Origin of the sequence: Sphingopyxis sp., assembly GCF_965279725.1 — a bacterium.
Lineage (GTDB): Bacteria > Pseudomonadota > Alphaproteobacteria > Sphingomonadales > Sphingomonadaceae > Sphingopyxis.
This window is the reverse complement of record NZ_CBDIIL010000003.1, coordinates 910,279-925,036: the sequence shown is the minus strand read 5'-3', so window position 1 is coordinate 925,036 and position 14,758 is coordinate 910,279. Positions and strand designations below refer to the sequence as shown.

Annotated in this window: 17 protein-coding genes; 10 read left to right on the top strand and 7 right to left on the bottom strand. The window is 64.0% G+C overall.

Annotated elements, in window-relative coordinates; all coding sequences use genetic code 11:
• Window positions 1-91 precede the first annotated feature (91 nt).
• On the top strand, window positions 92-481 hold the full coding sequence (locus tag ACQY6T_RS13295) for a hypothetical protein (protein WP_428631394.1): 390 nt from the start codon (window positions 92-94) through the stop codon (window positions 479-481).
• On the opposite strand, the gene ACQY6T_RS13290 is transcribed toward ACQY6T_RS13295, so the two are convergent.
• The 3 genes from ACQY6T_RS13290 to ACQY6T_RS13280 form a co-directional block, all read right to left on the bottom strand.
• Window positions 478-1,311, bottom strand: a complete 834-nt coding sequence (locus ACQY6T_RS13290) for a hypothetical protein (protein ID WP_428631392.1) — start codon at window positions 1,309-1,311, stop codon at window positions 478-480. The two genes, ACQY6T_RS13295 and ACQY6T_RS13290, sit on opposite strands and share 4 nt — an antisense overlap.
• Window positions 1,312-1,370: 59 nt before the next feature.
• A complete protein-coding gene (locus ACQY6T_RS13285; RefSeq protein WP_428631390.1) occupies window positions 1,371-2,690 on the bottom strand; it encodes a homoserine dehydrogenase in 1,320 nt (439 codons plus the stop codon).
• A 108-nt stretch (window positions 2,691-2,798) separates the two neighbouring features.
• Window positions 2,799-3,611 (bottom strand): hypothetical protein, encoded by an 813-nt coding sequence (locus tag ACQY6T_RS13280; protein ID WP_428631387.1) that lies wholly within the window; start codon window positions 3,609-3,611, stop codon window positions 2,799-2,801.
• Between the two features lie 340 nt (window positions 3,612-3,951).
• Between ACQY6T_RS13280 and ACQY6T_RS13275 the strand changes: the two genes are divergently transcribed.
• From ACQY6T_RS13275 to ACQY6T_RS13255, 5 genes are all read left to right on the top strand, one after another.
• Complete coding sequence (locus tag ACQY6T_RS13275) at window positions 3,952-4,605, top strand: energy transducer TonB (RefSeq protein ID WP_428631384.1); 654 nt, start codon at window positions 3,952-3,954, stop codon at window positions 4,603-4,605.
• 61 nt (window positions 4,606-4,666) lie between these two features.
• The gene (locus ACQY6T_RS13270) at window positions 4,667-5,467 is read left to right on the top strand and encodes a MotA/TolQ/ExbB proton channel family protein (protein WP_428631382.1); all 801 of its coding nucleotides are present in this window, start codon (window positions 4,667-4,669) and stop codon (window positions 5,465-5,467) included.
• A gap of 124 nt (window positions 5,468-5,591) precedes the next feature.
• Window positions 5,592-6,110, top strand: a complete 519-nt coding sequence (locus tag ACQY6T_RS13265) for an ExbD/TolR family protein (RefSeq protein WP_428631380.1) — start codon at window positions 5,592-5,594, stop codon at window positions 6,108-6,110.
• Between the two features lie 36 nt (window positions 6,111-6,146).
• Window positions 6,147-6,572: an ExbD/TolR family protein gene (locus ACQY6T_RS13260; RefSeq protein WP_428631378.1), complete on the top strand. Its 426-nt coding sequence runs from the start codon at window positions 6,147-6,149 to the stop codon at window positions 6,570-6,572.
• Between the two features lie 287 nt (window positions 6,573-6,859).
• Complete coding sequence (locus ACQY6T_RS13255; RefSeq protein ID WP_428631375.1) at window positions 6,860-7,432, top strand: superoxide dismutase family protein; 573 nt, start codon at window positions 6,860-6,862, stop codon at window positions 7,430-7,432.
• Here the strand turns inward: ACQY6T_RS13255 and ACQY6T_RS13250 are convergent.
• Window positions 7,429-9,012 (bottom strand): spinster family MFS transporter, encoded by a 1,584-nt coding sequence (locus ACQY6T_RS13250; RefSeq protein WP_428631373.1) that lies wholly within the window; start codon window positions 9,010-9,012, stop codon window positions 7,429-7,431. The genes ACQY6T_RS13255 and ACQY6T_RS13250 overlap by 4 nt on opposite strands.
• Before the next feature lie 116 nt (window positions 9,013-9,128).
• Here ACQY6T_RS13250 and ACQY6T_RS13245 point away from each other — a divergent pair, with 116 nt between their 5' ends.
• A complete protein-coding gene (locus ACQY6T_RS13245; RefSeq protein WP_428632660.1) occupies window positions 9,129-9,617 on the top strand; it encodes a low molecular weight protein-tyrosine-phosphatase in 489 nt (162 codons plus the stop codon).
• On the opposite strand, the gene thpR is transcribed toward ACQY6T_RS13245, so the two are convergent.
• Window positions 9,524-10,141 (bottom strand): RNA 2',3'-cyclic phosphodiesterase, encoded by a 618-nt coding sequence (thpR, locus tag ACQY6T_RS13240; protein ID WP_428631370.1) that lies wholly within the window; start codon window positions 10,139-10,141, stop codon window positions 9,524-9,526. The genes ACQY6T_RS13245 and thpR overlap by 94 nt on opposite strands.
• Before the next feature lie 139 nt (window positions 10,142-10,280).
• Between thpR and ACQY6T_RS13235 the strand changes: the two genes are divergently transcribed.
• Together ACQY6T_RS13235 and ACQY6T_RS13230 are read left to right on the top strand one after the other, a co-directional pair.
• Window positions 10,281-11,009 carry a Bax inhibitor-1/YccA family protein gene (locus ACQY6T_RS13235; protein ID WP_428631369.1) on the top strand — a complete coding sequence of 243 codons (729 nt, stop codon included), beginning with the start codon at window positions 10,281-10,283 and terminating at the stop codon, window positions 11,007-11,009.
• 83 nt (window positions 11,010-11,092) lie between these two features.
• Window positions 11,093-12,001 (top strand): DUF2785 domain-containing protein, encoded by a 909-nt coding sequence (locus ACQY6T_RS13230; RefSeq protein ID WP_428631367.1) that lies wholly within the window; start codon window positions 11,093-11,095, stop codon window positions 11,999-12,001.
• Here the strand turns inward: ACQY6T_RS13230 and ACQY6T_RS13225 are convergent.
• Window positions 11,998-12,639, bottom strand: coding sequence for a glutathione S-transferase family protein (locus ACQY6T_RS13225; protein ID WP_428631365.1), 642 nt, complete (start codon window positions 12,637-12,639; stop codon window positions 11,998-12,000). The genes ACQY6T_RS13230 and ACQY6T_RS13225 overlap by 4 nt on opposite strands.
• Before the next feature lie 102 nt (window positions 12,640-12,741).
• On the opposite strand from ACQY6T_RS13225, the gene ACQY6T_RS13220 reads away from it, so the two are divergent.
• Window positions 12,742-13,503: a competence/damage-inducible protein A gene (locus tag ACQY6T_RS13220; protein WP_428631364.1), complete on the top strand. Its 762-nt coding sequence runs from the start codon at window positions 12,742-12,744 to the stop codon at window positions 13,501-13,503.
• Here the strand turns inward: ACQY6T_RS13220 and ACQY6T_RS13215 are convergent.
• A complete protein-coding gene (locus ACQY6T_RS13215; RefSeq protein WP_428631362.1) occupies window positions 13,476-14,726 on the bottom strand; it encodes a TCR/Tet family MFS transporter in 1,251 nt (416 codons plus the stop codon). The genes ACQY6T_RS13220 and ACQY6T_RS13215 overlap by 28 nt on opposite strands.
• Window positions 14,727-14,758 lie beyond the last annotated feature (32 nt).

Here is a 14,758-nt window from a genome sequence, read left to right as displayed (position 1 = left end):
GCATGGTGGGCGCCATATGGTCGCGCGCGCTGCTTGTCGAGGATACTTCGCCCGATTCGGGGCCGCTGTCGCGCTATCGTGCGTCATCGCCGTGACATCTGCGGCGCAGGTGCAGGGGCCGCCGGCGCCGCCGCCGCCGCGCGATGCCGAAACCGCCGCGGCCAATGCGAAAGAGCTGGTCGATCCGATCCGCCGCTGCAAACCCGCCGACGACGGATCGATCAATGTGTGCGGCTCCGATACCCAGCGTCACCGGCTGACCCCCGAATTGCGTGCGATTGCGCAGGAGGGCCGCGAAGCGCCGCCCAAGCTGCCGCGCGCCGAGGCAAAGGCGATGAGTCTCGACAAGCTGCCCTATAACTGGATGTCGATCGGCGGCCGGATGAAGCCCGGCCCTGAATATAATGCGCTTTACGAACAGGCGAAGCGCGCAACCGATCCCGAGACCGGCCAGCCGCCGGCCGCCGAGCCCGAAGATTAGGCAAAGACCTCGCGGGCGGTGATCTCCGGCTCGCTGGTGCGATAAAGTCCGGCAGGGATCAGGATCTGGCCAACGAAATAGAGCGCAAACAGCAGGATCCAGCCAAAGCTCATCAGCGTTTCGATCCAGCCACCCGGCGCATTGTTCAGGATCACCGCGCCGTGGGCGATGATCAACCCCGCTGCGGCGATGCCGAACGGCAGGCCATAGAGCAGGTAAAAGCCGAACAGCCGCCACTGAGCGCTCCGCGTCCGCCGCCACGATTCGACGAACGCGGTCACCGGCTCCAGCTTGCCGCGTCCGCCCATGATCGCACCGGCAAGGCAAAGGCGCGCCGCGATCCAGCTGCCGACGAGCGAGACGATCAGGCGATACAGCGCGATGACGATGTCGAGCGCGCCGCCGGTGCCGAACAGCGCGTCGGGTCCAAGCACGAACAGTGGCAGCGCCGCGACTAATCCGATGGTGATTGCCAGCACCAGATTGGCGAGCAGATAAGCGACGCCAGCGACCATTCCATACATCACTTCGGACAGAAAGCCTTCGCGCAGTTCGGCGAGGATGCCGTTCCACGCTGCCAGCATCGCGCCCGCGACGATCACTGCGACGATGCCGAGCAGATAGAGCGGGCCGGTGATCGACCCGCCGACGCGGTAGGTCCAAGGATCGGACAGGATCGCGATGATCGTCCGCAGGCTGAAGATAGGCTCGCTCGACAGCAGCAGAAAGGGGACGATCACCCCGATGGCAGTATATACCGCCAGCATGTTGCGATGGTCGCCCGCCAGCGCCCATGCTTCGGCCAAGCCGCGCCGGATTTCGATGTCCATATCTGCTCCCCCGCTCGCTCGTGCCGGAGTAACAAGCCCGGGGGCAATTTCAAGCGCGGCTACAGAGCCAATATCGGCATCAGCATCGGCGCCCCGACGACATGGTCCGACCCCGCCAGGATCGCCAGCGCCGCGTGGATCGCGCGCGCCGGGCCGGCGTGGGTGACGAGCACGATGACGACGCCATCCTCCTCGTCGGTGCCGCGCTGGATGAAGCTTTCGATCGACACCCCCGCATCGCGCATCGCGGTCGCGATTTCGGCGAGCACGCCGATGCGGTCCTCGACGATCAGGCGAACATAATGCTTGCCGACGCGCGCGCCCGCATCGGCAGTCGGCGCCTGGTCGAGCGAATCGACGGGCATCGCAAAGGCAGGGCCATATTCGTCGCGCGCGATATCGATGATGTCGGCGACGATGGCGGAAGCGGTCGGTCCTGCGCCCGCGCCTGCGCCTTCGAAGAACAGCCGTCCGACAAAATTGCCCTCGGCGACCACGGCATTGAGCGCGCCGGGGACATAGGCGAGCGGGTGGTCGGCAGGCACCAAGCACGGCTGGACATGCTGGTACAGGCCGTTTTCGTTGCGCTCGGCCATGCCGATCAGGCGGACGCGGTGGCCTAGCGCTTCGGCCTCGCGGATGTCGGCGGCGATCAGGTTCCGGATACCGTTCGCAGTCACCGCGCCGATGTCGAGCCGGGTGCCGAAGCACAGCGCTGCCAGGATCGACAATTTGTGCGCGGCATCGATGCCGTCGACGTCGAAGGTCGGGTCGGCCTCGGCATAACCCTCGGCCTGTGCGGCGGTCAGCGCGTCGGCAAAACTCGCGCCGTTCCGCTCCATCTGCGTCAGGATATAATTGCAGGTGCCGTTGAGGATGCCATAGACGCGGGCGATCTCGTTCGCCGACGCGCCCTCGCGGATCGCCTTGATTACCGGGATGCCGCCCGCGACCGCGGCCTCATATTTCAGCGGCGTGTCGGTTTCCTCGGCCAGCCGCGCCAGGTCCAATCCATGATGTGCGATCATCGCCTTGTTCGCGGTGACCAGCGCCTTGCCGGCGCCCAGCGTGTGGCGCGCGAGGGTCAGCGCCGATCCGTCGGCGCCGCCGATCATCTCGACGACGACGTCGATATCGTCCGCTGCGACCAGCGCGTCCATATCGTCTTCCCAGCGATAGGGGGTCAGGTCGATGCCGCGATCCTTGTGCCGGTCGCGCGCCGATACGGCGACGATCTCGATCGTGCGTCCCGCGCGCCGGGCGATCAGGTCGCGGTTCGTCTCGAGCAGCCGGACGACCCCGCCGCCCACGACACCAATCCCCGCCAGTGCAACGCGCAGCGGCGGACGAGGGGCGGTCGGGGCAGGATGGGGCGACATGCAGGACTCCGTCAAAGGCGCGAAGCTTCGCCCCGCTGTTGCCAGCGCCCTATCGGCTTTTGCGATCGAAACAACCCTGGCGCGCCTGTGCGGCGCCGAAGCCAAAGTTTATCCGGCTGTCGGCGGCTTGCGCGTCCGCGTGCATTCACCCAGCGCGCCGAGGACGATACCATAGTCCGACGCGGCCTTGCGGCGATCCTCCGGCGCCGTCCCGGCCAGCTTGTTGAGCGGCAACTGGCGCGGCAGGCCGCAGGCGAGCCGGTACCATGCCAGCGTATTTCGTGCCGGCACCGCCGCCGATCCGTCGACGATCTCGCCGAATGCGGCCGCCCAGCGGCGCGATCCGTCGGCGGTGGTCAGGATGGTGAGCGACACGGGCTCGCCGGTCGGCGTGTTGAGAAACAATTGCGTCTCACCCTCGCCCGGCAGCGTGCCCGGGACGTGGAAGCCGTTGGCGATGCCGGTGATCGCGGGTGCCGCCCCGGGCTTGACGAGTTCGGTCAGCACCGCGCGCAATTGCGCCTCGGTGGCGGCGTCCCACGGCAGCTGGGCATCGGGAGCGATCAGGCGGATACTGCCGGTGCTGCTGCTGCCCGCCGCCGCGCCTGCGACAGGGCGCGCAAAGAGCAGGACGGGCTGCTTCTTTTTCAGCTTCGGCGGCTTGCCTTTGGCGTCCAGCGGCAGGTCGACGAGATAGGAAATGCGCGCCGCGAGCGGACCCGATCCGCGAATCAGGCTGACCACATCGGCTTCGACATAGAATCGCGCCTGACCCGGCGCGACACCCGGCGACCGATCGGGTTTGAGCGCTGCGGCCTTATAGATACGGGCGTGCAACGCCATGGGTGCGGCGGTCGCCAAATCGGCGATGTCGGCATAGCTATAAGGGCTCGCCGCGGTCGCTGGTGCCGCCGTCTGCATGGCGGAAACGCCAGTAAATCCGGGGCTAAGGGCCAAAATTCCGGCGATCGCCGCCGACAGGTACAGGCGCATGGTCGATTGACTTTCCATCATTGTTGACACCGGTCACGGCGCATTGGTCCCCATCATGGGACATCGTACATTAACCCCTGATAAAGGGTTTGCGAACTTGCCGCCACCGCGATAGGACGGGCGGTGAAGCGTCCGGCAAGAACATAATAAGCCGAACGTAGCTCCGCCGGGTCTGTGGAACGCATCGGAAATCATCCGGGCTTTTGGCATTGGACCTGTCGGGTGGGAATTGGTGTCAGGATGATCTAGCAAGGAGCGTCGTCCCTGAATGGCTTATGGTGATAATGTCGACCCTAAAAACAGGGTAGTGGCCATTGTCTTGGTTGGTTTGTTTACGGCGGTGCTGGGCTATGGCCTGGTCAACGGCCTGAACATCAGCATCGTCAAGACAATTGCCGAAAAGTTGGACGTGGTGGACGTCGAAGAGCCGCCGCCACCCGAAGAGCCGCCGCCGCCGCCGCCGCCAGACAATGTTCTGCCGCCGCCGCCGCCGGTTGTGATTCCGCGGCCGCCGATCGCGTTGCCGAGCCCGAACGTCGTTCAGGCTGTGCGCGAGATACCGCCGCCGCCGCCGCCGCAATATATACCGCCCCAGCCGCCGCAGCCGCCGCCGCCTGCCGCTGATCTCAGCGCAGCTGGCACGCCGCGTGGCAACCCGGGCCGTTGGGCGACGAACGACGACTATCCGGCGCGCGCCATGCGTGAAGAGCGCGAAGGGACGACGGGTTTCCGCGTCACCTATGGTGCCGATGGCCGGATCACGTCGTGCGACGTCACCGCGTCGAGCGGTCATGCCGACCTTGATGCCGAAACCTGCAAGCTTATCCAGCGCCGGGGCCGGTTCAATCCGGGCAAGGATCGCGCGGGTAACCCCACGGGCGGAAGCTACAGCAATCGTATCCGGTGGCAGATCCCGCGCTGATTTCAGCGCGCGGCAGTCTGTTTTCGAATTTTATCGAATTTCTTGAGAGGGAATATCCAGTATGTTTAATCTGATCGCAAATGCCGCTGCTGCGGCGCCAGCCCACGAGGTTGGGCTCACCCTGATGCCTGCGGCGATGTGCGTGAAGGAAGAAGGCGCGAGCCCTTATGGTCTCGTTCCCGCGCTGTGCGATGGCGGTGTCGTGTCGCAGGTCACCTTCCTGGTGCTGCTCATCATGTTCATCGGCACGCTCTACATCCTGTTCACCAAGCTGTTCGAACAGAATAAGGTCATGAACCAGGGCAAGGCGGTCGATGCCAATTTCTGGCGCGCCCCGACGCTGGCCGATGGTGCCGCAAAGCTCGAAAAGAACAGCGCCTATCGTCAGGTCGTCGAAGACGGCCTGCGCGCCAACGAAGAGCATAACAAGCTGACCGATCCCGTCGAAGCGCATGACTGGATGCACGGCACGCTCGAGCGTTCGCAGAACCACATCAACTCGAAGCTGAACAGCGGCCTCGCCTTCCTTGCGACCGTGGGTTCGACCGCACCGTTCGTCGGTCTGTTCGGTACCGTTATCGGTATTCTTCGCGCTCTCGTGAAGATCGGTGCATCGGGTCAGGCTTCGATCGACACCGTCGCCGGTCCGGTCGGTGAGGCGCTCATTATGACCGCTATCGGTCTGATCGTGGCGGTTCCCGCGGTGCTTGCTTTCAACTGGTTGCAGAGCCGCAACAAGTCGATCGCTCGCCGCCTGTCGACCTTCTCGAACGACGTGCTCGGTTCGATCATGTCGAACGGCCAGGTGAAGCCGGTCAGCGTTGGCCCGGCGACGACCGCTGCTGCGCCGAAAAAGGCCTAACTTCTCTGGATCCTCGCCTTTCGCCCTTGTGGCGGAGGCGGGGTCCGCTGGACAGGGCGCAAGGCTGATGCCGTGCCAACCCAATGTCCGTGACATGAATTTTTTGTGACAGGATGATAATCCTATGTCGATGAGTGTAGGCGACAAGGGCGAAGAAGGCCCAATGTCCGAAATCAACACGACTCCGCTCGTGGATATCATGCTCGTGTTGCTCATCATCTTCCTCATCACGGTTCCCGTGGTGGTGCAGACGGTGAACCTCAAGCTGCCCGATGTGCAGTTCGAGGTGACAACGACGAAGCCTGAAAATGTGCTGTTGTCGATCCGTTCGGCCGACACCGACGGTGACGGCGAGCCGAATGTCGATAGCGCATCGTGCGAAGTATATTGGGGGCAAACCCCGGTCGATTCGAAGCAATTGCTGGAACGTGGGCAGAAAAAGCTCGAAGAACTGCTCGAAGCAATCGGCGGTCCGGAAAATATCACCGATGATAATTTCCCCGAGGTCCATATTCGCGGTGACGTGAACACGCCTTACCAATGCATTGGCGGCGTGATTTATACGATGCAGTTCGCCGGCTTCCAGAAAATCGGATTCCTTTCCGAACCGGCCGCTGGATCGATCAAGGTGACCCGCCTCTAATCGGCGGATTCGCCAAAGCTTTGAAGGAATAAACCCATGTCCATGGCAGTTGGAGAACGGGACGAAAATGAACCGATGATGGATATGAACACGACGCCGTTGATCGACGTCATGCTCGTGCTCCTCATCATGTTCATTATCACCATCCCGGTCCAGACCCACGCGGTGAAGATCGATTTGCCGATCGCTGATAACAGCACCAGCAATGTCGATCCCGAAAAGAACAAGGTGATGATCGATCCGGCAGGAACGATCACCTGGAACGGGGCTCCGATCGATCTGGCGCAGCTGGCGACCTATCTGGAACAGACCAAGGCACTGCCGGTCGAACCCGAACTCCAGGTCCAGCCCGATCCCTACGCCCGGTACATCGTCGTCGATCGGGTGCTGGCGGTGATCAAGCGCAGCGGCGTCGGCAAGCTGGGCTTCGTCGGTAACGAGCAATATGCCCGCGTCTTCTGATCTTTGATCGAAGCCGTCAGGCAAAAAAATTCGGGGGGCCGCGAAGCAATTCGCGGCCCCTTTCTCTTGGCGCATCTTCGGGTTTACGCGGATTGCGATATGACGCGTTGCGGTAGCAATGGTCCTCCGCCTTCGCGGCGGCGACGATTGCCCACGGCCTGCCCTTTTCCTCCAAAGCCGACTATGTGCTTGGAACCGGCGACAAAACCCGCCATCGTTGCCGAATAGGGATCGGAATGCGCACTCGCGACGTTCTGAGTCCGATCATATTCGCAGGGAGCAGCAAGATGACGATTGGTTCGCGCCGCAAACAGACAATGGTTCATGGGCTCCTCCTTCTCTCCGCGGTGACGCTTGCCGGCTGCGCGGGGATGGGCAAAAAATCGGTGACCAAGCTTCCGGTTCCCGACGCCTATGCCGACCTGGTCGATGCGCGCGGCGCCGACCGCGGCCGCATCGATGTGTTCAAGGAAGGCAGCGGGCTGCGAATCGAACTCGTCGCGCGCGGCTTTGCTGCTGGCACCTACGGCATGCACGTTCACACCACCGGGCAGTGCGACGGGCCCAAATTCACGACCGCCGGCCCGCACTGGAATCCGACCGGCGCACAGCACGGCCGAGAAAACCCGATGGGTGCGCATCATGGCGATTTGCCCAATCTGGTCGTCGAACCCGATACGATCGGCCGCGCGACGCTGCACCTGGTCGGGACGCGCCTGACCGGCGATGGCGCGGTGCTCGACGCCGACGGCGCCGCGTTTATGATTCATGCCGGTCCCGACGACATGAAAACCGATCCCAGCGGCAACAGCGGCGACCGCATCGCGTGCGGCGTCATTATGACTGCACCCGCCGGTTAAGCTGCAGCGCGTTCGACGATCGTCGCTTCGGCCTGCGGGACGGCGCGATACGCATAGAGCAACAGGATCAGCGCGATCGGGGCGACCCCGATCAGCGACAAGATGCCCGTGCGCAGATCGCCCACCGGCTGGCCATCGACGACCGTCCCTGCCAGATCGGAAATCTGTCCAACCATATAAGGGCCGAACGACAGCCCGACCAATGTCGTACCCAGGAAGAAGGCGGCGGTCGCCGTTCCGCGCATTCGCGGCAGCACCAGATCCTGCGTCGTCGCGGCAGCGGCCCCCAACGCGGTCGCGCCGAACATCCCGGCCAGAAAATTCATCGTGTAGAAGAGGGTCGAATTCTCGGTCGTATAGCCGATCCAGATCGGGACGATCGGCGCCACCACGCCAAAGATGACCATCAGGATGCGGCCCGCGGGATTCTTGGCCCGCAGCGCATCGGCGATACGGCCGCCGACGATCACCCCGATAAAGCCGCTGACCGCGCCATTGGCGCCCAATATGAACGCCAGCTCCTGCTTGGGAAGCCCGAGCACCGTTTCGGCATAGGGCGCCGACCAGAAGGCGAGTGCATAGGCAGCGAGACTGACCAAGCCATATCCCAGCGTCGTGCAAAGAAAGGCCGGTGTTCCCCAGATCAGGCGGAACGTCGCCGTATCGCGCGCGCGCAGCGTGCACGCCCATGAGAAGACGGCATAATAGCCAAGGCCGACCGCCGACCATTGCGGGAAATTGCCGGTCAGGTCGATCATCCACCAGGCAAAGGCCGCGATCAGGGCGGCAAACCCGATGTTGATCGCCAGCGCGCGAGGCCCGCGTTGCCACGCGCCGATCAACGTGAACGGGGGTACGATCGTCGACAAATCATGCGCGAACTGGCGGAAAGGGCTTGGCGAACTGGGGCTGACCACCCCGTCCATCGCGCCGCGCACCGGTTCACGCAGCGTCGCCACCCACAGCGCGACGATCAGCCCGGGGATACCGACCGCCAGGAACGCCGCCTGCCAGCCGACCAGCCCGATCGGGCCGCCGCCCGGATAAGCCTCGTTCCACGCCTTGACGATCAGCGCGCCGATAAACAGCGAAACGCCGCCGCCCAAATACAGGCCTGACGAATAGATCGCGAGTGCGGTCGCGCGTTGCCGTTTGGGGAAATAGTCCGAAATCAGTGAATAGGCGGTCGGGCTTGCGGTCGCCTCGCCGACGCCGACCCCCATGCGGGCGAACGTCAAGGTCAGCTGATTATACGCGAGGCCCGACGCCGCGGTCATCGCCGACCACAGCGTCAGACCGATCGACAGCAATTTGACCCGGCTCCAATTGTCGGCGAGCCGCCCGAGCGGTATGCCGAACAAGGCGTAAAATACCGCAAATGCCGCGCCGCCAAGGAATCCCAGATCGGCGTCGGTCAGGCCCAGGTCGGCCTTGATATCGACCGCCAGAATGCTCAGGATCTGCCGGTCGATGAAATTGAGGATATAGACGACGACCAGCACCGACAGGACGTACCAGCTGTAACCAGTGGCCTTTGGTTCCGCAAAAACCGGCGCCCCGGTCGTGTCGACTTCAGCCATCTGGCAACCCTCTCCCTGACCCGTTATCATTATGGCTCATGGCTAGCAGAGCCGAAAAATGGCGCAAGTTGAAAGTCGGTTCAACTTTGGCCGACGAGAAGCAAAAAGAGGACAAAATGCATAGCGATGGCGCCGCCGCCCCGGCAATTCTCTTCCTTTGCCTCGGCAATATCTGCCGCTCTCCGCTGGCCGAGGCGGCGGCGCGTGCGGCCTTTGCCGCCGCGGGCGTGAACGCCACAATCGATTCGGCGGGAACCGGCGATTGGCATATCGGTCGGCCGCCTGATCGCCGGGCGCAGGCCGAGGCGCGCCGCCGGGGTATCGACATCGGCGGGCTGCGCGGTCGGCAATTGGCGCCTGAGGATTTCTACCGCTTCGACATGATCCTCGCCGCGGATACCGAAAATCTTCGCGAGGCGCGGGCGCTGGCGCCGCCCGATGCGACGGCGCGGCTGCGGCTGATGCTCGATCTGGTTCCGGGGCGCCGCGGCGAGAGCGTCGCCGACCCCTATTATGGCGCGGACGATGGCTTCGCCGAAACCTGGGCGGATGTCAGCGCCGTCGCCGCAGCGCTGGTCGCCGAAGCGGCGAGCGCGAGCGGATAACGCGCTACCGGGTGATAGCGCGAACCGCCATGCCCCATCTCGCTTTCGTAAAGCGTGACATGATCAAAGAGGAAAGGCGCGCTCGCCAAATCGCTGTGCAACGTCAGGAACGGCGCGACCGGCCCCGCCGATCGGTTGAGCCGGGCCAGCGTGACATGCGGCGTAAAGGCGCGCGTTTCGGCATCGACCCCGACGCGCGCAAGCAATTGATCGACCTTGCGCTGGAGCGCGGCGAGCGGTGCCAGCGGTTCGACCCCCGCCCACACCATATGCGGCGTGCCTCGGCGATCGAACATCCCGACCCCGGCGATTCGCGCGGTGATGGCGGGGGCGTGGAGCGCACCGAGCGCTGCGGCAATATCCTCTGCCCGGTGATGATCGACCGCGCCAACGAAGCGCAGCGTCAGGTGTAACTGCTCGTCGTCCTGCCACCGCGCCGCCGAGATGCCGTGCATCGCGGCGCGCAGCAGGTCTCGAATGGGGCGCGGCGGCCGCAGCGCGACGAACAGGCGATGGCTCGACATGACCCATGCAGCATAGTCGTTCCCCGCGACGCCACCATCGAAACTTGCCCGATTACCGGTTTCGCTTGAAAGCCGACAAGAAAATCACGATATTGCCCCCAACGGCCGGTATGGGCTGGCCGAAGATGGAGTGAAAACAATGGCGAATTGGAACGACCCCAATATGGCGGCTTCCGGTTTTGGGGCCGGCGCGAATGCAATGGACCAGGCCGTCGATGCCGGCCTGCGGTCGTACATGCTGTCGGTCTATAATTATATGGGTTCGGGCGTCCTGCTGACCGGCATTGTCGCGCTGCTGGCGTTCCAGTCGGGCTTTACCGCCTCGATGGTCGGCACCCCGCTGATGTGGGTGGTGATGCTTGCCCCGCTGGCCTTTGTGCTGGTGCTCAGCTTTGGCATCAACAAGCTGTCGACGACGGCGGCGCAGGCGCTGTTCTGGGTCTATGCCGCGGTAATGGGTCTGTCGATGTCGACGATCTTCATTGCGTTTACCGGCACGTCGATCGCAACCACCTTCTTCGCGACCGCTGCGGCGTTCATTGGTCTCAGCCTTTACGGCTATACCACCAAGAAGGATCTGTCGGGTTTCGGCACCTTCCTGATCATGGGCGTCGTCGGCATTCTGGTGGCGATGCTGATCAACCTGTTTTTGCAGTCGAGCGCGCTCAGCATGGCGATCAGCGTCATCGGTGTGCTGCTGTTCGCGGGCCTGACCGCCTATGACACGCAGAAGATCAAGAGCATGTATTTCTATGTCCGAGGGACCGACTTTGTCGGCAAGTCGGTGGTGATGGGCGCGCTGACGCTCTACCTCGACTTCGTCAACATGTTCACCTTCCTGCTCAATCTGCTGGGCAGCCGCGACTAAGCGGAGGGATACAGAAAAAGAAATCGGAGCCCGGCGAAGCAATTCGCCGGGTTCTTTGTTTTGGGCAACTGGGGAGCGGGATCATGCAGGGATGGGCGATGGCGGCGGCGATGCTGTGCGCGGTTCCGACGTTGGCAGAAGAGCCCGAGCTCGAACCGGGAACGACGGCGATATGCCGTGTCGCGCAGCCAGCAGACGGCGATCTTAAGGCGTTCGCCGCGCGCTATTTCCCTGCCGCGGGCAAAACAGGTATCGACGGGCTGATCGCGTGTCTGGGCGATCCGCATCCTGCGGTGCGCGACGAATTCGCTTTCGCGCTGTGGTCCGAAGGGCTTCGCGGCAAACAGCTTTCGCCCGAATGGATGCGCTATACCGGACAGCAGCTGTCCGCGATCCTGGTCCAGCCCGACGATGCTGCCGGTTTCCGAAAACCCTTCGCCGCGCTTACTCTTTCCGAAATCGCGCGGGCTGACTGGATCGATCCGTTTCTGACCGCGCCGGAACTGCACGCCCTTGCCGAAACGGCAGCATCCTATCTGCGCGATGTTCGCGACTATCGCGGTTTCTTTGCCGACGAAGGCTGGCGGCACGGGGTGGCGCACGGTGCCGACCTGTTGATGCAACTCGCACTTAACCCGCGGCTGGCGCGCGCCGACGCCGATCTTTTGCTGGGGGCGATCGCGGCGCAGGTCGCGCCCGTCGCATCGCCCTTATATGTTCATGGCGAAGCGCGGCGGCTGGCACGGCCGTTGCTGTTCCTCGCAAAACGCGCTGACATCGACGATGCGGCGTGGGCGGCGTGGTTTCAGACGCTCCATCCCGATGCGGCGGTGCGGTGGCAGACGCCCTATGCCAGCGCGGCAGGGCTGGCGGCGGTGCACAACAGCAGCGCTTTTGGCGACGCCGTCTATGTCGCCGCCAGCGAATCGCAGGATCCCCAAGTCCGGCGGCTCGTGCCGCTCGCCGCCGGATTGCTGAAAGCATTGCCTTAAGCTGGTGCTGTGCCTGCCGCCTGCATCTCTGCAATCAGGCCGTTGTCGATTTCTTTGGCCCGCTTGTACGCGGTGCGCTCGCGCAGCGGTGCCACATAGGCCTCGAACGCCGGGCGCGACGCGATGGTGCCGAATTGCAGCCCCCAGTCGATCTGGCTGCCGACATAGACGTCGGCGGCGCTGAAACGGTCGCCCGCGACAAATGCCCGGCCCGCAACCGCGCTTTCCAGCGCGTCCAGCGCCATGTCGAGCGAACCGAAACCGGCCATCCGCTGCTGGTCACCTTCGGGTTCGACGCCGAAATGCTTGGCGGTGATCGCCTGTTCGACCGGGCCTGAGGTAAAAAACAGCCAGCGATAATAATCGGCGCGGTCGGCGGGCGCGGGCGCCAACCCGGCATCGGGAAACGCATCGGCCAGATAGGCGCAGATCGCGGCGCACTCGGTCACGACCTTGCCGTCGTGAACGAGCGCCGGAACCTTGCCCATCGGGTTGATCGCCAGATAGGCGGCGTCCTTCATCGTCGTGCCATAATCCAGAATGCGCGGTTCATAGGGGGCGCCGACCTCTTCGAGCATCCAGCGCGCAATCTGCCCGCGCGACATCGGATTGGTATAGAAAATCAAGTCGTCGGCCATCGTGCGTCTCCCGTGCGTTTCGATTCGGTTGCGAACATATCAGGAACATTGTCCGAGTTCCAGTGGGCTTGTTTTGTCACGGCGTCCGGCTAAGGCAAAGCGATGAGCGACGAACGCATTTGGACAGCCGCCGTACTGGTGATCGGCGACGAGATTCTCTCGGGCCGCACGCATGACAAGAACGTCGCCCAGATCGCGACCTGGCTCGACGCGCAGGGGATTCGCCTGCGCGAGGTGCGTATCGTCCCCGACGTCGAGGACGAGATTGTCGGCGCCCTGAACGCGGTGCGAGCGCGTTACGACTATGTTTTTACCACCGGCGGCATTGGCCCGACCCACGACGACATCACCGTCGATGCAGTGGCCAAGGCGCTGGGGGTCGGGGTGACCATCCATCCCGATGCGCGGGCGATCCTCGAACGCTATTACAGCGGCCGCGGCATTGAACTGACCGAGGCGCGGCTGCGCATGGCGCGCACCCCCGAAGGCGCCGCCCTGATTCCGAATCGGATGTCGGGGGCGCCGGGGATCCGTATCGGCAATTTGTTCGTGATGGCCGGGGTGCCGCATATCACTGCGGGTATGCTCGACGCGCTGACTGGCGAACTCGAAGGCGGTGCGCCGCTGGTTGCGCACACAATCGGCGCTTGGTCACCCGAAAGCGAGATCGCCGACCTGCTCCGTCAGGGCGAAAAGGATCATCCGGGAGTTGTGATCGGCAGCTATCCGTTTTTTCGCGAGGGCAAGGTCGGGGCCAATTTTGTCATCCGGTCGACGGTCGCCGCCGATGTGGAGGCTTGCGTTGCGATGCTCACCACCGGGATCGAGGCCGCGGGCTATGCGGTGACCGACGGGGGTATCTGATCAGGCGCGTCGTCGCTGGTTCGCGTCACTCGCGGCAGGCGGCGCAGCATCACCACCGCAAACAAGCCGAACACTGCCGAGACAATGAACGCGGCGCCGGGAAAATGGACCGGCGCGGCGTCGGCTGTGAAATACGCCATCGTTCCGGTGAGCAGGATCGGTGCGAAGAGTTGACCCAAGCCCATCGACATGGCCGATATGCCCTGCACCTCGCCTTGCGTGTTCGCCGTGGCGCGGCGCGACATCAGGGCGTTCAGCGACGGCTGCACCGGAGCCTGCAACGCAACGGGCAACAACAACAGAAAAGCGCCCCAGGTCGACGTCACAAAGGCGAAGCCGACATAATTGGCAACCGCGACCAAGATGCCGATCGTCGCCGCGTCGCGCTCGCCAAAGCGTGCGACCATCGGCCCGACGACAAACGCCTGCCCAAGCGCGATCATCACCCCGACCGCGGCCAGGCTGGCGCCGATCATCCCCGGGGTCCAGCCGAGCTGCGCGATGCAGTAAAAACTCCACGTCATCGGATAGACGAGGCTGGCGATCTGCCACAGCGTCAGCACGCTCGCGACCCCGCCCATCCCCGGCAACCCGCGCATCGTCTGCAGCGCGCCGAGCGGATTGGCACGCCGCCAGTCAAAGGCACGGCGGCGCTCGGGCGGCAAGGTTTCGGGGAAGATGAACAGGCCATAGAACATGTTGGCGGCGGCGAGGATCGCCGCGGCGACGAACGGCGCGCGCGGGCCGATCTCGCCCAGAAAGCCGCCGATCGCCGGGCCGGCGACAAAGCCGACCCCGAACGCCGCGCCGACGAAGCCGAAGTTGCGCGCGCGCTCCGCGGGCTTTGTAATGTCGGCGATGGCGGCTTGCGCCGCCGCATAGCTGCCGCCGAATACCCCCGACAGCGCCCGCGCGACGAACAGCCACGGCAGGGTGCCGACAACGGTCAGCAACGCGTAATCGATCGTCAGGCCCGTCAGGGACAACAACAGCACGCGCCGCCGCCCGAACCGGTCCGACAGATTGCCCAACAACGGCGAGGCGAGGAAGGTCGCGACCGCCATCACCAGCCCGATCCACGCGCCGACCTCGATGGCGTGCGGGAGATCGATGCGCCCGACTTCCATCACCAGCTGCGGCAGCACCGGCATGATGATGCCGAAGCCCACTGCGTCGATAAAGATCGTCGCGACGATGAAGGGGATGGTACGCGATGCGGTCACAAAATATCCCGGGAACGAAGGGGTCGGCGCGT